Annotated in this window: 19 protein-coding genes; 7 read left to right on the top strand and 12 right to left on the bottom strand. The window is 40.4% G+C overall.

The window, feature by feature from the left end; translation table 11 throughout:
- Positions 1–23 precede the first annotated feature (23 nt).
- Both AAG807_RS16810 and AAG807_RS16805 read left to right on the top strand, forming a co-directional pair.
- On the top strand, positions 24–1,130 hold the full coding sequence (locus tag AAG807_RS16810; RefSeq protein WP_341906454.1) for an acyloxyacyl hydrolase: 1,107 nt from the start codon (positions 24–26) through the stop codon (positions 1,128–1,130).
- The gene (locus AAG807_RS16805; RefSeq protein WP_341906452.1) at positions 1,120–1,860 is read left to right on the top strand and encodes a DUF2807 domain-containing protein; all 741 of its coding nucleotides are present in this window, start codon (positions 1,120–1,122) and stop codon (positions 1,858–1,860) included. Before AAG807_RS16810 ends, AAG807_RS16805 begins: the two co-directional genes overlap by 11 nt.
- A gap of 72 nt (positions 1,861–1,932) precedes the next feature.
- Here the strand turns inward: AAG807_RS16805 and AAG807_RS16800 are convergent, their stop codons facing one another.
- From AAG807_RS16800 to AAG807_RS16780, 5 genes are all read right to left on the bottom strand, one after another.
- On the bottom strand, positions 1,933–2,595 hold the full coding sequence (locus AAG807_RS16800; protein WP_341906449.1) for an aspartate kinase: 663 nt from the start codon (positions 2,593–2,595) through the stop codon (positions 1,933–1,935).
- Between the two features lie 188 nt (positions 2,596–2,783).
- Positions 2,784–3,491 carry a (d)CMP kinase gene (gene cmk / locus AAG807_RS16795; protein WP_341906447.1) on the bottom strand — a complete coding sequence of 236 codons (708 nt, stop codon included), beginning with the start codon at positions 3,489–3,491 and terminating at the stop codon, positions 2,784–2,786.
- A 104-nt stretch (positions 3,492–3,595) separates the two neighbouring features.
- Entirely contained in the window at positions 3,596–4,333 is a 738-nt protein-coding gene (locus tag AAG807_RS16790; protein ID WP_341906445.1) for an outer membrane beta-barrel protein, read from the bottom strand.
- Positions 4,334–4,473: 140 nt separating this feature from the next.
- Entirely contained in the window at positions 4,474–5,499 is a 1,026-nt protein-coding gene (gene porQ / locus AAG807_RS16785) for a type IX secretion system protein PorQ (RefSeq protein ID WP_341906443.1), read from the bottom strand.
- A gap of 15 nt (positions 5,500–5,514) precedes the next feature.
- Complete coding sequence (locus tag AAG807_RS16780) at positions 5,515–6,036, bottom strand: metallophosphoesterase family protein (RefSeq protein WP_341906442.1); 522 nt, start codon at positions 6,034–6,036, stop codon at positions 5,515–5,517.
- A gap of 189 nt (positions 6,037–6,225) precedes the next feature.
- Here AAG807_RS16780 and pdhA point away from each other — a divergent pair, with 189 nt between their 5' ends.
- From pdhA to AAG807_RS16765, 3 genes are all read left to right on the top strand, one after another.
- The gene (gene pdhA / locus AAG807_RS16775) at positions 6,226–7,278 is read left to right on the top strand and encodes a pyruvate dehydrogenase (acetyl-transferring) E1 component subunit alpha (protein ID WP_341906439.1); all 1,053 of its coding nucleotides are present in this window, start codon (positions 6,226–6,228) and stop codon (positions 7,276–7,278) included.
- 20 nt (positions 7,279–7,298) lie between these two features.
- Positions 7,299–8,579 (top strand): pyruvate dehydrogenase complex dihydrolipoamide acetyltransferase, encoded by a 1,281-nt coding sequence (locus AAG807_RS16770; protein WP_341906437.1) that lies wholly within the window; start codon positions 7,299–7,301, stop codon positions 8,577–8,579.
- Between the two features lie 126 nt (positions 8,580–8,705).
- A complete protein-coding gene (locus AAG807_RS16765) occupies positions 8,706–8,897 on the top strand; it encodes a cold shock domain-containing protein (RefSeq protein WP_013687512.1) in 192 nt (63 codons plus the stop codon).
- 232 nt (positions 8,898–9,129) lie between these two features.
- Here AAG807_RS16765 and AAG807_RS16760 read toward each other — a convergent pair whose 3' ends face one another.
- The 3 genes from AAG807_RS16760 to AAG807_RS16750 form a co-directional block, all read right to left on the bottom strand.
- Entirely contained in the window at positions 9,130–9,909 is a 780-nt protein-coding gene (locus AAG807_RS16760; protein WP_341906434.1) for a hypothetical protein, read from the bottom strand.
- A 2-nt stretch (positions 9,910–9,911) separates the two neighbouring features.
- Complete coding sequence (locus tag AAG807_RS16755; protein WP_341906432.1) at positions 9,912–12,422, bottom strand: leucine-rich repeat domain-containing protein; 2,511 nt, start codon at positions 12,420–12,422, stop codon at positions 9,912–9,914.
- A gap of 429 nt (positions 12,423–12,851) precedes the next feature.
- Complete coding sequence (locus tag AAG807_RS16750) at positions 12,852–13,451, bottom strand: transferase hexapeptide repeat family protein (RefSeq protein ID WP_341906430.1); 600 nt, start codon at positions 13,449–13,451, stop codon at positions 12,852–12,854.
- 42 nt (positions 13,452–13,493) lie between these two features.
- Between AAG807_RS16750 and AAG807_RS16745 the strand changes: the two genes are divergently transcribed.
- The gene (locus tag AAG807_RS16745; RefSeq protein WP_341906428.1) at positions 13,494–14,012 is read left to right on the top strand and encodes a DNA-3-methyladenine glycosylase I; all 519 of its coding nucleotides are present in this window, start codon (positions 13,494–13,496) and stop codon (positions 14,010–14,012) included.
- A gap of 7 nt (positions 14,013–14,019) precedes the next feature.
- Complete coding sequence (locus tag AAG807_RS16740) at positions 14,020–14,676, top strand: hypothetical protein (protein WP_341906426.1); 657 nt, start codon at positions 14,020–14,022, stop codon at positions 14,674–14,676.
- Between the two features lie 119 nt (positions 14,677–14,795).
- Here AAG807_RS16740 and AAG807_RS16735 read toward each other — a convergent pair whose 3' ends face one another.
- The 4 genes from AAG807_RS16735 to AAG807_RS16720 are packed head-to-tail and all read right to left on the bottom strand — an operon-like array spanning position 14,796 to position 20,497.
- Entirely contained in the window at positions 14,796–15,686 is an 891-nt protein-coding gene (locus AAG807_RS16735; RefSeq protein ID WP_341906424.1) for a protein kinase, read from the bottom strand.
- Complete coding sequence (locus tag AAG807_RS16730; RefSeq protein ID WP_341906421.1) at positions 15,683–18,097, bottom strand: TonB-dependent receptor; 2,415 nt, start codon at positions 18,095–18,097, stop codon at positions 15,683–15,685. Before AAG807_RS16730 ends, AAG807_RS16735 begins: the two co-directional genes overlap by 4 nt.
- The gene (locus AAG807_RS16725) at positions 18,073–19,440 is read right to left on the bottom strand and encodes an HTTM domain-containing protein (protein WP_341906419.1); all 1,368 of its coding nucleotides are present in this window, start codon (positions 19,438–19,440) and stop codon (positions 18,073–18,075) included. The genes AAG807_RS16730 and AAG807_RS16725 overlap by 25 nt, the downstream gene beginning before the upstream one ends.
- Entirely contained in the window at positions 19,430–20,497 is a 1,068-nt protein-coding gene (locus AAG807_RS16720) for an imelysin family protein (RefSeq protein ID WP_341906417.1), read from the bottom strand. Before AAG807_RS16720 ends, AAG807_RS16725 begins: the two co-directional genes overlap by 11 nt.
- Positions 20,498–20,507 lie beyond the last annotated feature (10 nt).

The raw sequence follows: 20,507 nt of genomic DNA, 5'->3' as shown, positions 1-20,507 counted from the left end.
AACAAAATTTGTAATTTTGGATTATGAAAATTGCCTTGCTGTTTTTTTTATTACCGATATTTTGTTATTCTCAGGAAAGTAGAATAGATGATTGGGCCTTGTCTTTGAAAGGAAAGTCGGGGTTTTTAGCTGCACACCGTGGTACGATGGGACATCTTGCCAAAGACCGGCTGTTTGCCGGGGAGCTTTCTTTTTCCAAGCGCATGCGATCGAAGGATTGGAGTGATGAATATCGAAATCCGTATATGGGAGTAACGCTTTATGGTTCCAATTTAGGAAACAAGAAGATTTTAGGATATGGTTTTGGAGCTTATGGATTCATAGAATTTCCATGGACAAGAGGTGAAAAACATGTTTTTACGTGTAAGGTTGGTGCTGGTTTGGGTGGAGTTACAAAAGTATTTGATCAAACTAAGAATCCGAAAAATGTTCCAATGAGTACCTATCTCAATACAATTATTTGTCTGGGTATTCAAGGACGTTGGTACATGAAGCCTGAACACGCCTTGATTTACAGTTTGGATATGACTCACTTTTCGAATGGATCAAGTAAGGTGCCTAATTTAGGAGTCAATATGCCTTTTGTTGGTTTGGGTTATGAATATACGTTCAAGAAGAAAGAAACTCCTCCTGACTTTAAACTGGCAAAATTCGAACGCGTTCCCTTTTTTAAAAGTTGGAATGCTTCGGTGGTCGGAATTCTTTCAGATAAACAGATTTTCCCGACAGGAGGAAAGCGCTATCCTGTTTTTGCACTAAGTGGAATACTCCACAAGCAATTTAAGCCGAAAGTTGGAATGGAAATCGCGCTGGACGTGATCTCAAAGCAATCCATTCTACATTACAGGGATTATATTCCCAAAACACAAGCGACGATTCTGCAGGTGGGGGCTTTTGTCGGTTACAATATCCCTTTGGATAAATTTCGGTTTGTAATCGGTATGGGAGCTTATATCAAGGATCGCTATGATCCTGACGGGATGTTCTATCACCGGGTAGGAATGCGCTACCAGTTCCAAAATGGCTTATTGTTGAATTTGGTTCTGAAATCACATTGGGCGAAAGCTGATTATATTGAATATGGTGTTGGATACACCTTTAACTATAAGGGAAGATATCATGCGAAGTAGTTTTTTTATTTTGTTCATCGCGTTACTGGTTTTTTCATGTAAAAAACCGGAAAACAGGACTTGCTTCAAGTTTTTAGGCTCTGAAACAACCAAGGAGATTCCACTTGCTTCTTTTAACCGTTTGGAGTTGAAGGAACATGTGGAATATGTGCTGATCCAGGATTCATTGGATAAGGTGGTTTTGAAAGGAGGGAAAAACCTATTGAATCTGATCGAGGTGAATGTTGCCGATGGTTTACTGACAATCGAAAATAAAAACAGATGCGGTTTCTTGAGAAATGCGAAGAAAGTGGTTGTTGCCGAAATTCATTTCACCAAATTGATCAACATTCGTTTCATAGGAACAGAACCATTGAGAAGTCAGGGAACGATCTATACGGATTATTTCACCTTTTATAGTCGGGATGGGGCAGGAGATGTCAATTTGGATCTGAACGCCATTCAGATTGATGCAGAAGCGAATCACGGATGGTGTAATTTTACCTTGACAGGTATTACCCAAAAAGCACGGATTTGTGCGAAGAGCAACAGTTATTGCGATGTGACGGGATTGACGGTGACAGACTCTATTTACGTTGCTTCGGAAACAGTCGGTGATATGAAGATCAATGCCGATAATTTGATTATTCACGGATACATCACCGAATCAGGGAATATTTTTTACAAGGGAAACCCACTTGGTACAGATGTATTGTTGAATGGTACCGGAAAGGTGTACGAATTGAAATGAAAAATGTAGGGACGCAATGCATTGCGTCCCTACAGGAAAATAAAAAAGCTCCAACATTTGTTGGAGCTTTTTTTATTTTCCTCTTTTCAATTGCATAAGCACTTTGAATGCTTTGTCGACATGATCTTGTTTTACGATAATTGTAAATTCATTTGCCGTTGAAACGATTTCTACGATGTTAAGACCTTCCCAGGCAAGGTGTTTCAAAATATAGTAATAGATACCATATACCTCTGAATTCACTGCAGGAAGCTTCACTGTAATGGACGCCAAATCTCTTGTGTGTGATTTTAATCGCTCATTGATCAGTAAGTTCTCAACTCTTGGGGAAATGCTTTGCGAGCAAATAACAGTTGTTTCAGTAACCCCTCGGCAAATGGTGTAGAAGATATCTGATTCCGAATTTACCAGTTGAACCAGATCCGATTGCTTTAAACGCAATGATTCCGTATTTTCAAATGTAAAGTCTTCCAGGTTTGATCGGACCAAAAAGTCACCCAACTCTCCAATGATGTTGGTGATTTTAATATTTAAGCGGTGGTAAAGACCGGGAGACATCCGTTTGATTGCCATTACAATCGCTCCTTCTTTTACTTCCTTTCCTAACGCTTCTTCAATCTCAGGTTTGATTTTTCTTGCTAACGAAGAGATATTGATTAGGTCGTCTGTCATGGCCTCACGCAAGAATGGACTTCTTCCAATGATTTCTTCTGTTATTTTTCCAATTGATAACATAATTTGGTTTGAATTAATAGGTGTGCAAATTTAAACGAAAGCAATGGAAAAACAGTGGGAAACTGTTAGATTTTATACAAAATGAACAAACTATTGATTTCAACGAAGGAAACTTAATGTTTGATGAATATTCTGTTTGAGTAAGATTATGAAGCGGTTAAATCAGTAAACTTTAGTTATAGTTAGTGTTATGCACGCGTATGATTCTTAACAAGATTTAAAACATATTCCAATTGTTCTGTTTCGCTCATTTCGGAGTTGTCAACCACTAAAGCATCGTGTGCCTGGGTTAGTGGACTGATTGTTCGGGTACTGTCTATCCGATCCCGGTGTTTCAGGTTTTCAAGGATCTCATCGAGGCTATTTGTTTCTCCTTTAGCTTTCAATTCCAGGAATCGTCTTTGTGCACGGATTTCCGGTTTTGCAGTAATGAAGAGCTTTAATTCTGCCTTGGGGAAGACAACTGTTCCGATATCCCTGCCATCCATGACAACACCACCATTTTTTCCAAGTTCCTGCTGTTGTTTCACTAAAAACTCCCGGACTTCCATGATTGCAGCAACTTCACTGACGATGTTTGCAACTTCCAATTGTCTGATTGAATCGGATACATCTTCGTTGTTCAAAAGAACCGGACGATTGCCTTTGGAATCGGGTTCTCCAAATTGAATGTGAATTTTTGGAAGACTGTTGACAATGCATGTCAAATTGATTTTGTGCGCACCCAAGGCGCATCCGTTTTTCAGCGCATATAGTGCAACACAGCGATACATGGCTCCGGAGTCAATGAAGGTGTAATTCATTTTTTTGGCCAGTGCTTTCGCTAAGGTACTTTTCCCACAGGAAGAGAACCCGTCAATTGCAATTGTAATTGTAATATGTTGCGTTGAATGCATGTGCGAATTTAGCTTAAAATGGATGGAAAGGCAATTTATTTCAATAAAAAAAGGGCTTCTGCAATTAGCAGAAGCCCTTTAGTATTTAAAAGATGAATTCTAGATTAGAATCTCCATCCTAAACGGAACATACCCATAACGTTGTTAGAGAATCCGCTTTGTTTCATTTCATTTCCTTTAGCCTCAACAGTAACACCAGCAGATGTAACTGAAGCAGTACCTTCTTTCATAGTGTAAGAATTAAATCCAAGACCTAACTCAACTCCTAAATAGAAGTTCTCTACGAAATAGTAATCAGTACCAGCGATAAGACCAACACCGAAACCAGCTGTTTTTTGCTCTGATTTCTCAGAATAATCTGGAGCTACCCAAGTAGCACCGTCAGACTGATCTCCTTCAGTTGTAGCTTTACCCATACCGAAGTTGATATCTAAACCTGCATAAGGAGACAATTTTTCTGTTCCTTTGAAATGGTACTCACCACCGATTCCGATAGTTGTAGTTCCTAATCTAGATACATACGTTCCAGCACCACCAGTGTTGTCAATTTCGTTTTCGTAGAAATTGTTAGTTGTTTTGTTGCTGCTGAATCCTAAAGACAAACGAATTGCGATGTTTTCAGTAGCAAAGTAACGGAAACGTAATCCTGGAGCAACGATTGATGGAGTAGTACCACCATTAGTTGTAGGATTCAAGTTAGTAGCAGATGAATTTCCAAAACCGAAAGCAGCTAAACCAGCAACATTTCCTTCCAATGTCATTGGAGCTCCTTCTGTTGGTTTTTGCGCCATTACAGCAGTTGTTAAAATCATTCCACCTAAAAGTAAACTTAACTTTTTCATGTTATAAATTATTATTGGTTTGGGCAAATCTACATATTAAAAAGATTCAGCTTACAAAAACATGTTAACAAATTTCAGTGAATAACTTAAGGATAAGTTGATTTGTCAAGCGTAATAAACTGATTAAAAGGTAGATGTGTTTACTTTTTGGAAAGTAAAAAATTTAATGTCAGACCATGTTGACTGCCTGCCGCGGAATAGATGTACCATCCATAATCGATGCTGAAACGCTTGAATGCCATTCCTGCTCCAAAACTGAATCCTGCCAAACCGCCCCTACCTACAATGGCTAATTCTTTTCTTCGTTGATAGTCAAAAGCAGTTCGTATCTGGATTTTTTTACCGATTAAAATTTCCAATTGCAATTTACCATGTCGGGCCAGGTTGTCGAAGAACCCGGTTTTCTTTACTTGAATGGTGTCACCGGTCAATGGATCCACTTTTGCTTTTGCATTCGGATCTACATAAGAAAGATCCCACTTTTGCAAATGTTGGGCTACCAAACTGATTCGGAATGGTGCATGTCTCAATTTATGTGAAATACCCAGTTGAACTTCCAAAGGCAATGGATTTTTCTCCTTGGTATAACCTTTCCACTGAACTCCCAGGTTTTTGATGACACCAACGATATTTAAATTACGTGCAGAATCCCGATAAAGCCCGCCGATATCCAAGCTTGTTCCAAAGGCAGTGTACGAATCCAATTGGGAATAGAGTATATTCAATGTCGCTCCAACGGACATGCGCTTATTAAAGGAGTGTTGGGCACTTGCACCCAAAATAAAATCACCGGGTGAAAATGTTCCCAGGTCGGTTCCATCGATATCCGTGCGTTTCATCTTCCCATAAGAGGAATAGCGGAAATTCAGCATTCCCATGGTGCCTCCTATTTTTCGAGCGTAGGTCAATGCTCCCGTATTCACACCGCTTGACATGATGGATTGATTGAATCCAAAACGTCCATGCATTTGGTAATTCAAGATTGCCGGATTGTTCAATCCGAGATTCAGATCATTGTCATAAATGGTGATCGCATCACCACCCAATCCCATGGTTCTTGAATTGTATTGAGAATTTAAATTCTGAAATGAATGAATTCCTCCTGTTTGTGCAACAGCAATAAATGGAACTGTGATAAGTAATATGAGCGCCAGTTTAAATTTCATATGTGGCAATAACGTTTAAATTTTGTCTTCATTGTTCAGGTTCGATCTTTTTCCGAATTCGATCACCTCCATGTGTTCAATTTTGGTCCCGTTTATTTGAAATCGAAGTGCGGTTTGCATGGTATGAAATCCTTTGTTTCCACATGCTCCGGGATTTAGCCAAAGTAGATTCTTGCTTTTATCCTGCTGAACCAGTAATATGTGAGAATGTCCACAGATAAATATATTCGGCTTCGTTTCACGAATGAAATCCACTGCATGCTTACTGTATCTTCCTGGTCTTCCTGCAATATGGGTCATGGAAACGGAAAGACCTTCTATGTGAAAGTTCAGGTATTCAGGGAATTCAGAGCGGATTTTCGTATCGTCAATATTCCCAAAAACTGCCCTTAAAGGTTTGAATGCTTTTAACCGATCGGTAATTTCCAGACTTCCGATATCCCCGGCATGCCATATTTCATCCACATCCTTGAATAATTCAAAAACGCGTTCAGGAAGAAATCCATGCGTGTCAGAGAGTAAACCGATTTTTACCATTAAATGAATTGAATGCTCACAAAACTAATGAATTCAAAATTATGAATGCAAAATTCAAAACAGTGTACTTGATAATTAACGCATTCCTGATTGATAATTCTCCCTTTTGCATTTTGAATTTTGCATTTTGAATTAAATCTGCTGAGTTCTTTCTATATTTGTCCGTTAAACAAACAAAAATTGGTAAGCATGGCTACGAAAACAGCTTCAAAACCATCAAAAACAACGAATAAAAGTGCACTGAAAAGTGACTCTAAATTTTCAAAGGAAACTTACATCAAATGGTATAAGGATATGCTTTTGATGCGCCGTTTTGAAGAGAAGGCAGGACAATTGTACATCCAACAGAAGTTTGGTGGATTTTGTCACTTATATATAGGTCAGGAAGCAATCGTTGCTGGAACAGTCAGTGCATCAAAGCCAACTGATTCGCACATGACGGCTTACCGTGATCACGCACATCCGATCGGATTAGGAACTGATGTACGTGTGTTGATGGCTGAATTATATGGTCGTTCGACAGGTTGTTCGAAAGGAAAAGGTGGATCAATGCACTTCTTTGACAAATCGAAAAATTTCATGGGAGGACACGGAATCGTTGGAGCTCAGATTCCAATGGGTACAGGTGTTGCTTTTGCTGAAAAATATAACGGTACAGACAATGTGGTGTTTGTTTCAATGGGTGACGGAGCAGTTCGTCAAGGTGCTTTGCATGAAACATTCAATATGGCGATGAACTGGAAATTACCCGTAATCTACATCATTGAGAATAACAATTATGCAATGGGTACTTCTGTTGAGCGTACAACTAACGTAACAGATTTGTCTAAAATCGGTGATTCGTACGAAATGCCTTCGAAATCAGTAAACGGAATGTCTCCGGAAGCGGTTCACGAAGCAATCGAGGAAGCTGTTGCAAGAGCTAGAAGAGGGGATGGTCCTACATTATTGGATATCCGCACTTACAGATACAAAGGACATTCCATGTCGGATCCACAAAAATACCGCACCAAAGAAGAGGTTGCTGAGTGGATGGAGCAAGATCCGATTGAACATTGTTTGAAAATGATCCAATCCAATAAATGGTTGACTGCTAAAGAAATCGAAGAAATCGATGCATGGGTGAAAAATGAAGTAGAGGAATCAGTGAAATTTGCTGAAGAATCTCCTTACCCGGATGCAGATGATTTGTACGAAGACATTTACCAGGAACCGAATTATCCTTACATTATTGAATATTAATAGATTATAATAGATCGCAGATGGCTGAAATCATTAACATGCCCAAATTGAGCGACACCATGACAGAAGGTGTTGTTGCGGAATGGCATAAAAAAGTTGGGGACACTGTAAAGTCAGGTGAATTACTTGCCGAGATTGAAACAGATAAGGCAACTTTGGAATTCGAATCATTTTTTGATGGTGTCTTATTGCACATTGGAATCGAAAAAGGAAAACCGGCTCCGGTGAACTCGTTGTTAGCGATCATTGGTGAAAAAGGAGAAGATATTTCAGCCTTGTTGGCTTCTGCCGGAAAAACGGATGCTCCAGCTGAAAAGAAAGCAGATAAAAAAGAGGAGGCAGAACCGGCAAAGAAAGAAGAAACAAAAGTCGAGGAAAAAGCTCCGGCGGCAGTTACTTCTGCTCCGAAATCGACACCTGCAGTTTCCAATACGAATGCTAACGGACGTATTTTAGCTTCACCACTTGCTAAGAAATTGGCAGAAGAAAAAGGAGTTGACCTAAGTTTCATTTCAGGAACGGGTGAAGGAGGCAGAATCACAAAAAGAGACGTGGATCATTACGTTCCTTACGATGCGCCTGCAAGACCTGCAGGAACAACAGGAGGTGGTTCGATGACTGAATCATTTGTGGATGAACCAATTTCTCAAATGCGTAAAACGATTGCACGTCGTTTAGGTGAATCTATGTTTACTGCTCCACATTTCTATTTGACGATTTCGTTGGATATGGACAATGCAATTGCAGCACGTAAGTCTATGAATAGCAATGAAGGAGTGAAAGTTTCATTCAATGACATGGTGATCAAAGCCGTAGCAATGGCATTGCGCAAACATCCTGCAATTAATTCATCCTGGTTAGGTGATGTCATCCGCAGAAACAGTCATATTCACATCGGAGTAGCAGTTGCTGTAGAAGATGGATTATTGGTTCCGGTTGTTCGTTTTGCAGATAGCAAAGGCTTGACTCAAATCGGAGACGAAGTGAAAGTATTGGCTCAAAAAGCAAAAGATAAAAAATTACAACCGGCAGAGTGGGAAGGAAATACCTTTACAATCTCCAATTTGGGAATGTTCGGAATTGAGCAATTCACTGCAATTATAAATTCACCTGATAGCTGCATCATGGCAATCGGAGGAATTTCTCAAGAGCCTGTTGTAAAGAACGGACAAGTGGTTCCCGGAAATATTATGAAAGTGACACTTTCTTGTGATCACCGAACAGTTGATGGTGCAACAGGTGCTGCATTCCTTCAAACGTTTAAACAGTACATGGAAAATCCAGTGATGATGCTGGTTTAAAAATTGATACTTCATTGAAATGGCTGCTCTTAAGAGTGGCCATTTTAATTTTATGCGATTTTTTTTAAATAAATAGTTCGTATTCAATTTATTATTACATCTTTGTTTATCAAATAATCAAAGAATATGAATAAAGGAACTATTAAGTTCTTTAACGAAACTAAGGGTTTTGGTTTTGTTAAAGAAGATGAAACTAACAAAGAGTATTTTGTACACGTTTCAGGATTGGTGGACAAAGTAAATGAAAACGACGCTGTTACATTTGACTTGGAAGAAGGAAGAAAAGGATTAATGGCGGTTAACGTGAAACACGCATAACTATATAGATATTTTCTTTGAGAACCCTGACATTCATTTATGAATCGTCAGGGTTTTTAATTTATAAGACTTTCCACCACAGTTGACTCAGCATCCTTTTGATGGTAGATTATCAAGCATAAAGGAAAGGTCACTGAATGCTTGCGCTAGAGCTCTTGCCTTCGCATAGCCGCTTCGGCAAAGCAAGGATAGCATCGGCGCAGCGGAGTCGAAGTCTGCTTTTGACTATAGGTCATTTAGTGTAAAGGTCACTGAGCGGAGTCGAAGTGAACTTTCTCCGTTGCCGATACGAAAAACGCTTTTCACCTAAAATCAATAATACCTTTAACTTTGGAATTTTGCTCTTATTCACTGTAGATTCATCCAGCTGAATGTAATAACCGAAAGCTGCGATATTCTTCTCGGACAGATACTTGTTTATTTTTTTTCTATTGAACTGGGTCCTGATCAATTGCGGAATCTCTTCATAAGTGTAAGCTTCCAGTGGAATCTCTTCAGGCTCTGGATTTTCCTTCGTTGCTTTCGGCTTCGATTTCCCCTTATACAGATTGAAACCTCCATCCGGACCGGTTTTATTGTAATGGAAACTCCCTGACTTCTTTACCAAAGGGATTTCAAAGGAGATCGATTCAATCAATCCGAAACTACAGTTCGAACCAAAGAATATCCTGCGGATGCGTTTCTGAAGACTTTTTTTTCGCGCTGTTTTAGTCGGCATGAGGGTGTGGATCCGTTTCACACAAAGTGTCGATAATTGGGTCAGCACCAAACTCTGCTTCAAGGTATCCGTTCGATTCCTGTTTCCCTTCCGGATTAATTCATTCATCATCAGCTCCAGTTTCATGGTGGAATCCTCGTAATAATTGTATTTACCGGAGCCTGTAAAGCCCGACTCAAAAGTGATCAATGAATCGGTACGAGGTAAATGGTAGCGTGCTTCCCGAATAAATTCAGCTTGGGAATGACTCAAACCGGAAAGCAGGAGCCAGCAAAATAGAAGTTTGTTTTGCATGATCAGATGGATAAAATGGTCTGTGAAATTTCAGCCGGAGTTTTGTCCGTGATATCAATCAGGATGATTTCAGAAACGGTGCCATCCCTTTTTTGAGGTTTTGACACACCGATTTTCTTCGAACCGAAATCAAACACCAATATGGTGGACTTGAAGCAGCGGATTTTGGAACTGGCCTGAGTTTCCATGTAGAAATTCATTTTCGGATCAATGGAAATGACCGATTCGGGTACTTTATGCAACTTCCCATCCTGATCCTTTAGTTTCGAACTGGCAGTTACGGAAAAATCAGGTCTTTGTCGCTGGAAGAAATCGCAATTGATCAATCCGAAGATACTTAATCCGAAGTTCAACTGATTGGGAGCAGGTCCTTGGTTTATCCCGAAACGAAGTTGATTGATTCGTGCAATTTCAGCGGCAATCAGTCTTTGACGAATGGTTTCTTCTGCCAGTTTCAATTGCTCATCCAGTGCCTTCAGATAATTCTGTTCATCCTTTTTATCACTTGCACTAGCCTGTTTAACAGCAGACTGGAACTTCTGGGTGTTCCGCTGGATTTTTTTATTGGTAGTTCCTGCTAAAGCAACCGGAAGGCTCACTGCTGAATCGCGGTACCTGAAATGAAGTCTGTAATTGTCACGTGCCGGATCCGGTTCGATGCTCAATTGATTCATTAAGCGAGGAATGAACTTCATGGAACCACCTTTTTTCTTCGATCGTTTCGCATACCAGCCTTTTGTTTCCTTTTTCATTACCTTGAGTTGCTGCTTCATTTCTTTGCTAACAAGGGTGTCGATTACCCAGGTTTGTTTGGTCATCAATTTTCCCAAAGCATTCTTTCGACTATGGGTCACTACAATAGATTTGGGTTGAGCCGGAACAAATTCGGAATACAGGGAAAGTTGAGTGCGGTCGAAACGCGAAAATTTGGGGTAAATCGCGAAAATGCGGTCATTGAATGCGCGCGGAATCAGGTGTTTCAGATCCAATCGGTTAATGGAATCAATGGCATCCTGAAGGCTCGCATTTGCATTGGTGGTATTCACTGTATCTGAAATGGTTTTCCATTGTGCCGTTTGAGGGTCAAAAGCATACAATCCGCCGGGGTTTTGAGGTTGTAAATTTCCTATGGAAGCCTGGATCAGATTCGTAGGGTCCGGTTTTAAGAGTTCATTGTTTTCACCTGTTGCCTCAAATCGAAGCATGCCATTCGAGGCGAAAATTTCTTGTCGGCTATTTTGAACGAAGGTCATAGGGATTCCTGCCAAAGCTGTTTGAATCGGATCATCGTAAACAGTTAGGGAAATAGTCACTTTTCCTTTATAAACACTTCCTGTGGGATCAAGGAAGGCATTTTCAGGAATGGCGAGAGTTACGTTTTTCTCTGTGATCGAAGTTGCAGCGTCGGACGGAACAACGAATTGGTTAGCGGGAATTTCAATGATTGGCTCCACCTTGTTTGAAATCATATTCTCAGAGACATCATCCTTTCCTGTAATGATTTGGGTGTTCGGTAATTCGAGTCTCAGACGTGCAATTTGATCTTCCTTGAAGTTGGAGTTTGAAATATCCAGGACACTTAATTTTTTCAAGGGATACAGTTCTGTTATTTGCCACTGATTCATGGTGCTCACAACCAATACGCTTAAGGATTTCAGTTTGTCAAGTCCTGCAGGAACACCGGAGTTTGTCAATTCCAACTTGGAGATCGTGTTAAATTGTTTGGAGTTTTGGGGTGAAAGCCAATTGGGAGAGCGTGTAAGAGCCACCGTTTTGATGTTCTGAAAACGGGTGAAATCTATTTGACTAGGTTTGTTCACATCAGTCAATTCCAATCGCTCCAGGTTCATTTGGGAAAGCATCTGAATGCTTCCCGGAGTCAGTTCGTCCCCATCTAGCGAGAGGTCTTTCAATTGTTTGCTCTCAGCAATACTGAGGATGAGGTTATTGGTGCTTAAACCGGAATTTTCAGAAATGTCCAGTTTTTCCAACGACCAAAGTGCGCCCAGTTCGTTTGCCTGAAGCTTGATTTCATTTTTGGATAGGTTGAGTTCCTTCAGGTTCGACAGGTACATCATTTCCACCGGAATATCGATCAGGTGATTATCCGAAACATCCAAACGGATAAGTCGGTGTAAACTTTGAAGTCCCGACCAAATGAACGAAAGTTGATTACCGCTCAGGTCCAATTGTTCCAGATTGGGAAATGCTGCACCGATTGCCCCGATTTTCCATGGATTGTATGACGCATGCGAAAGATTGAGTTCTTTCAAGGAAGGAATGGAGGTGTTGGTAGTGACTTCCATGATCGGGTTATAAGACAAATTCAAGACCCGGAGGGAAGTGAATTGATTAAAATTCGTATCGATAAGTACCATCGGGGAGTTTGTCAAATGAAGCTCTTCCACTAGTTTCGGAGCTTTTTTGGCTTCTTCCAGAGAGTAACAAATTTTGCACTGCGCATTTACAGCACTTCCAAGAAGTAAAATGATACCTGTGATGAACCGTTTCATAGAAGATCTTTTGTAGAGTTAACAGAAACAGATGTTGAAATAGTGAATAGGTAAACCGGTTTTTTTAAGAAAAAGAATATTATCAATTTTTGAATGAATATTGATGGTATTCACATGAGAATTTCGCCAGAGGAAGTAGCATCGTTCAATGATGACAGATTCTCCAATTACAGATAAGGAAATCTCCAGCTGAATTTGAAAATTGTTCCCAAACTTCTTTTAGTATGCCTAAGTGAAAGCTTCCCATTCCAGCTACCGATACTGGAAAGTGCTTGCCATTTGGGATCCTGATCCCGTCTTTCCATGAATCGGTCTGGAATGGGGAGCTGCTTGAACGCTGTAATTGGAAAAAGGCATTTTTGCCTACTTTTTTTGCCTTGGAAAAAAGTAGGAAGATGATAGAGTTTAGGTCAGCAAAACCAGTTGCAATTATCCTTTCTTAATCGCCTCCCAGGTTTGGTACATTTTTTCCTGACTTGGGCGGTTTTCTTCGATTTCCTCCAAGGGTTCACAGGGAATCAGAGTTTCGTAGCATTCTTTTGGCAGAGCTTGGTACAATGCGGTTCCTTTGGTTTTCCAGGCAATCATTTCATCCGAAACTTCTTTGATCACCTTTGCAGGATTTCCAACCACCAAACTTCTTCTTGGTATCAAGGTATTTGCAGGTACAAAACACAATGCTCCGATAATGCATTCATCTTCAATAACGACATCGTCCATGATTACGGAGTTCATTCCAATCAAACAGTTTTCACCGATTGTTCCTCCGTGTACAATTGCTCCGTGACCGATGTGTGCGCCTTTTTTTAAGGTTACGGTTGTGCCGGGAAACATATGGATTGTGCAATTTTCCTGGACATTGCATCCGTCTTCAATGATTATTTGTCCCCAATCACCCCTGATTGCGGCTCCCGGTCCGATATATACATTTTCGCCAATGATTACATTACCAGTTACAGTTGCTTGTGGATGAATAAAACTGGATTTTTTAACAACTGGGACAAAGCCATTGAATGAATATACCGCCATGAATACCTATTTTTGGTAAAAATATGAAATCAAAACGGCAAAATGAGTTATTGTGATTATGTTTTAACCAAACCAAAAGACGACCATCACCGTATATATCATGATTTTCATTATGGCACGCCAATTGAAGATGATAACGAGCTTTTTGGACGGTTGATCCTTGAAATTAACCAGGCAGGATTGTCCTGGGATATTATTTTAAAGAAACAAACAAACTTTTTGGAAGCTTTTGACGTTTATGATATAAATAAGATTGCTAATTACCAGGAGGATAAGATAAATGAGTTACTTCAGAATGCCGGGATAATCAGAAATAAATTAAAAATTAATGCCGTGATTTATAATGCAAATCAGGTGTTGTTAATACAAAAAGAATTTGGTAGCTTTAAGTTCTGGTTAGACAGTAACTTAGGTAAATCAAAAGAAGAGTGGGTGAAATTATTCAAAAAACAGTTTAAGTTTGTTGGAGGTGAAATTGTGAACGAGTTTCTAATGAGTACAGGCTATCTTCCGGGAGCACATCACGCAAATTGTTTTAGATATAAAGAATTACAAAAATAGTAGAGTCATGAAAGCAAAAATTTTACTACCGATAATCCTGGTGATTGTTAGCTTTTCCGCGAAAGCACAGGTTGGTCTGATGATTGGACCAGGTTTGAATTATGGTTTTGGGTCCGGTCAGTTGTTCAAGACATTGAACTTAGGTGTTGAAATTCCAAGGGATGAAAATGCATCTATTATCATTCGTGCTTATGCAAGTTTGAAAAACAGTAAGATGGATTCTACATTTGCTGAGGCGATTGAATTGGGAACAAGTCCTTCTGTTTTGATGGTGAATGTGAAAAACGGGGTTACCCAATTCGGTATTCAGGGAGGAACGAGAAGATACTTCATCGGATCTAATTTTGATTACGGATTTGGGTTGTATGGAGGAACTGTGTTTGATTTTTCACTTTATAAATTGTCTACTAAAGTGACGTCTCCAATTGATGTAAATGCATATCGCTTGCAAACTTCAAATAGTGGAAGTGTATTCTTGTTGAGCTTCGGTCTTCAGGGTGGTGTCAAAAAGCAATTCTCATTTGGAACCTTATTTACTGACCTATCACTGTCATACGCCATTGTAGCGGCAGGTTCTTCGAAACTTCAGGGAGATGCCAGTTCGCAAGTTTCCGTACTTAATTTCGGATTTACAATCGGGTATCGAAAAGACTTGTTCTTCTGATAAATTCTGGCTTCGACTAGGTTCAGCCAGCTTTTGATAAGGAGTTATTGAATATAGGTGACTTCCGCTCTGTCGGATTGGTCACCTTTTTTATTTGATAGTCTTGTGGGGAGTCGAAGTCAAAAGGACCACCAAGTTTTCTTCTTTAATGCAAGCTGTTTCTCAAAATCAGAGATAAACTCGCTATACGTGTTGTATCGTTTGTTCATTCCTTTTTGGAGCGCAGCTATTTGTTCTTCCGCACTCAATTTGTTTGGAGGAACTGTGAATTGGTGCTTTCCGGATAGCTTCTGCAAAACTTCGCTGAAAGCCTTGTATTTGGAATCGAGATTGGGTAAGGGATAAGTCAATTGCAAGTTGGTCGTAATACTCGGATTCGGATCGATCAAAGGCATTCGTCCTTGCAGACAAGTCCAGCAACTTACTCCAAGTGCAAAATAGTCTGTTCTGGCATCCACCAATTCCAAATGATTCAATAACAATTCCGGCGCTGCAAATCCCAATGGGAAAAGGGTTTTTCGTGTTTCCGCTTCCTGCTTATTGAGTGCTAGTCCAAAATCAATGAGTGACACCCGAACTCCTTTGGAAGAATCCACAATGATATTTCCGGGTTTGATATCCAAATGATAAATCTGACTTTCATGGATGTGTTCCAGGATCGGTTCCAGCTGTTTCAGGACTTCAAATAGCTTTTTTGCTTTTTCCTTGGATCGGAATTGCTCCAGGTAATCTCTCAGGGTGATTCCGTTTTGAAAGGATTTGAACAGGAAAATCTCCGAATCAGTTTCGAAAAAGTCCAAAGTTTCCGGTAAACCATCTATAATAAAGGAAAAGGCAGCCTCTTTTCTCAAACGGTCTTGCACGACTAGATTGTCATCCGTCTTTTGGATCGTTTTGAGAATGGACTTCACGCCCGAAATTTTGTTTTCGGTCAAAAAGACATGTGCAAATTTTCGTTTTTTATTACCGTCTATTTGCTCAAGAATTCTGTATTTCTCCGCAGGATTCATCGCTTTACTTCAATAGTAAATTGCAATGTACCATAAATTGTAATACCATCTGAAGGTAAGATACCCGGACCGGGATAAGCAGTTGCTCTCCTTGTGTAGTAAGACGAATTCAATAAATTATTTACGCCTGCTTCCAATTGGAAATATTTGCGGAAGGTATATCGCGCACTTAAATCCATGACAAAATAGGCTGGAATCTCTCCAATGACAGCGTCACCACTTCCTTCCTTGGAATTCGTTGCATCCGTAAATTGGGCCGAATTATACGAACCTTGTATTTGAACTTGCCAGTTTTTAGCACGAACCTTTAGTCCGCTTTTTAACATGATAGGACTTACGTATTCCACTTGCTTGCCCACATAGCTTTTCTCCCTCGAAGAAATATAAGTGGCATTGATGTAAGAGAAATTCACAAAGATGGAGGAACCGATTCTGGAGCTATCCACAAATGCTTTGATGAAATCGAATTCCACAAAACATTCTACTCCGGTGTTCAATGCATTTCCGATATTGGTGCGAATCTTCTTGGTAGAGTTGGGTTCCGGAGCTAAACCGATCTTATCACCATAAAATAAAGTGAATACGGCTAGATCTGTGTAGAAGTACTTTCCGATAAATCCTCTCCAGCCAATTTCTGTCGTGTTTCCATATTCATCCTTAATGAGTGAATCGACTACGATGTTAGGATTGGCAACCCGGATATCTGAGAAATTCACAGCCCGGTAATTCTGACAGAAATTGATGTAGGCATTCGAGTATTTTCCGGTTTTGAAAGATGCTCCGGCGCCTCCCAGTGGAATGGATCGAATGACCGTATTGGAATTTTCGATCTTATACGCACTCAAGGTATCAAAAGTGAGTGGGTGAATGTTGTATTGATTGTAGTATCCGATAGCCGAACTTTTGATGAACTCAAATCGCAAACCGGCATTTACTGTCCAGCGGTCTCCCAGGAACCAGATATTGTCCGTGAATGCTGCAAAATTTTCCGAAGGGAAACGGAAATCTGAGTTCTCGATATTGGAAGGGTCATTGAATTTGAATTCAGCGCGGTCTCCATCCGTTGCCAATCCCTGAAGGTTGGTAGTCTGACCTCTATAATAGCGTGCGCCAACTAAAAATGCGCTTTCTTGTTTCTGTTTTTTCGTCAGTTTGTATCGATGCAGCACACGTGCTTCCACTCCTGTGTTTTTGAAATCACCTGCAATCAGGTCGCGTTTTCCTCCCGGGTCGGCGGTATTGATCTTTCCAAGATATCCCAGGGAATACCTGCTGGAAAGCATTCCGAATGCACGAATGTTCAGGACTGTCTTTTTGGAAAGTCTCGAATCAAAGTGAAGCGCAAGAATATTCCAATCCACTTTGAACCAATTTCGGTCACGAATACTTTGCTTCGGATCTTCTTCGAATTGTTTGTCCGTTAATCCTCCGGGCTGTTTTGCCAGATAGCTCATCCGGGTGTATTCCAGGCGGATTTGATTGTTTTCATTGAGGTGATATCCTACTTGTACAAATCCTTGTTGCTGAGTGAAATCAGAATTTGGTCGGTATCCGTTTCCTGTTTTTAATTGATAATATCCTTGGTATTCAAAGCGACCTGAAGTCCCGGAAATGCGATTGAATGTTCCGAAATATCCATAGTTTCCGATGGTATTTCGGGATGTGAATTGAAAAGGACTGGTCTGAACAGGATCCTTGATGATGAAGTTCATCAGACCTCCGAATTGGGTTCCGTACTGCAAACTGGCTGAACCACGAATAATTTCGATCGCCTGAAGTGCTTCCAGGGGCGGAGTGTAATAACTTTCGGGATATCCGAGTGCATCGGCGGAAATATCATATCCGTTTTGACGCGTGTTGAAATTTGCAGCCCTATTCGGACTCAAACCTCTTCCACCAACACCCATTTGAATTCCGGCACCATCACTTTCCCAGATATTCAGACCCGGAACCTTTGCAAACAACTCCCGCGGATTGGCACTTGATTTGGCACCTCCCTGGCGTTCCGTTTCAATCAATGTATTTGTTCCGGTTGCAATCTGAACTCCTTTTATAGGTGGAATAAATCCAATATCGAAATAATGCAGGCGTTTTCCACGGATTTCCACTTCTTCGACCGCTTCAGATGTTTGAACCTCTATCGTGTGCTTGGGAGCTACCATGCCATTCAAGACATAGATCAAGGTGTCAATCTGGTCACCATAGATGATTAACGGACCTTTATCACAAGGAATTTGAAATTTACCCTGTTCATCCGTCATGGTTTTTTTCTCCCCGCATTGAACAAAAATTCCAAATTGAGGACTCTTCGTCTGATCGATAATTGTTCCTTCGAAGTTTTGAGACCAGGAAAGGGAAACAAGTATTGAAAACAGAAAGGAAAGGGTTATTTTTCGAGAGGTAAAATCCATTTTCTGTGTTTCAAATTGTATTCTTCTTGCATTAAATCAGTTTCTCTGCTCACAAAGTGCTGATTGGGTCTGCCGTTTAGAGTAACGTAGACATCTGCACTTACCCTGGGGCGCCACAAATGTACGCTTTTGCTCCCGAAATGGAGTGTGGTGTCAGCGTACTTTTCACCCAGGAAATGTGCAAATTGTAAGATCATATCCGGTTGACGTGACATTTGATCAATCTGTTGCGGACTCAGGTAATCCGAATTCGTTATTTCAATCGATCCTTTTGTTGCACGATCTTCCACATAAAAAGTTGCATATCCCTTTTTCTCCATCAGCATCACCCTCCAGGAAAAACGGAAACCCTCTTCGTGCCAAAACAGGTTGTCCGGATAAACCAGGTAACGGAATGGGATGAGCAATTGAACGATGATAAAAACAGACAGGCAAGCAATCACCGTCTTTGATCGGGTAATTTTTAATTCGGTTTGGATGCTTTTCCAACGAAGCCATTTTTGTAATGGATTCAACCATTTCTCATGGAAACTTGCGGGAAAGAAAATCAAGGTGCTAAAGATCATTACCCATGGGAAAACACCAATGGGGAAAAGCAACCAGGTTAAAATGTGAAATGCAATAACGAAAAAGTAGGCGATGTTTCGTGTTTTGGCTTTTGAAAGGAAAAATGGAATCGTCAGATCATAAAAACACGAAAACCAGGAGAAGACGAAAGCAACCCAGGAAGTAGCCAGTAAATTTCCAACGAGCGGTAAATCCCGGAATGCCTGAAGCCACATGCGCAAAGGTTGTGCTTCCAGGAGCCAATCCGAATTTACTTTCGCGATTCCTGCAAAACAGTAAACAATTCCCAATTGGAAGCGAAGGATAAAGATCGGCCATTGCGGAATGGTATTTCGTTGGATTGAAGGAGATCGTTTTGCGTCAATACTGAATTGTGCATGAGCAGGTAGCCAGATCAATAGAAAAGCGATGATACTGACGAAATAGTAGTGATTGAGGTAGTAACTCTTGTCAAGCAATTCAACATAAGTGAATGCCAGGAAGAATAAAATGCTGGAAAACCGGTAAAATGCTCCGAAGATGATTCCCAAACTGGCAACAATCAATGCGATGAATGGGAGATACATCCAATCGTTCGGAAGCGGACGTATCCAATCAAAACCCAGATACGTGAAATGAAAAGGAGGATCGATGTAAAGCTGTTTTATCCACCCATTGGAAATGAATCGGATGGTACTGAATAAGAACAGCAATCCGATGACAATCCGAAAGGCGATAAGAGGAGCAATGGAAACTTCCCTGAAAAGAAAATCAGACCATCGTTTTCTAATCTCCATCTGTATCCTGATAAGTTATCAAGACACCAAAAGCAGAAGCCATATCTGTTTTCATATAGATAACAGAGGCTTGCTGGTAAGCATAAAATTCGGTTAAAGTATAGGGAGATGAAACCATTAAATCTTCCAGCGATCCTGTCCATGTTTGAGGTGTTCCCAACATATAGTCAAAACGCGATTGGATTGTACTTGAAAGTGCTGCTTTATCTTCCAATGCATTTAAGTAATCATCAAAACCTACTCCGTTATTACTTCCTGAAAGATTGAGTCCGTAGAAAATGGCACGGGATCCTCTGATGTTTTCAATTAACAATGTTTTTCCAAGTCCGGATCTGCGGGCTTCCAAATAGTTTGGCTGCTGAATTCCCAAGGTGTGATTTCCAATAGGGAATCCAATTTTGGTTGTCTTACACAGTTCAAAATCTTTGCAAAAGTTGTTTACCAACAATGCAAAGGGGCTTGTTGATTCGTTGCTCGTTCCATTAACAAAAGTGCTTCTGTAACTGCTCCAACCGTTAACAACGGCTGTGATCTCCGATTTCATTTTCGAGATAATATCAGAAACATACGTACAACTGCTGCTCACTGTCTGAAACTTTGTCAAGGCATCGGTTCTGTAGAACAAAAAGTCTAATGCATCAAAACCGGCGGCATCTAAATTTTGCGAAGCATTCAAATCGTATCCACCGGTTTGAATATTGCTGTTAATCTGAGATGTGTCGCAGGGAAACGTTCCGAATGTGAATGCAATATTTGCGGTCATTGCAGGTCCGAAATCAAATGCTTTGACGTGCTGGAAAGAACTGTTTGCATCGATCCATGCCTGCTTTGCAACATCTAATTTGGGTTGGGTTTTATCGGATAAGAAATCATTCCATGAAGTTTCAAGTGTACTGATCTTGTTTTTTAGATCAGCATACCCCGGAATGATATAGTTGTCCGCCATGTTTACCATGATCGGTCCTTTATCAAATTCGGTGTCTTCGTCTTTTTTCTTTTTACACGCAGTAATCAGAAGAACGGCACATAAAGGAATTGTCCACTTAACTAACTTCATGGTTGGAATG

It is taken from the genome of Fluviicola taffensis DSM 16823 (assembly GCF_943372375.1).
Lineage (GTDB): Bacteria > Bacteroidota > Bacteroidia > Flavobacteriales_D > Crocinitomicaceae > Fluviicola > Fluviicola taffensis_A.
Note: the sequence above shows the minus strand (reverse complement) of the source record. Positions and strands in the feature narration are given on the sequence as shown.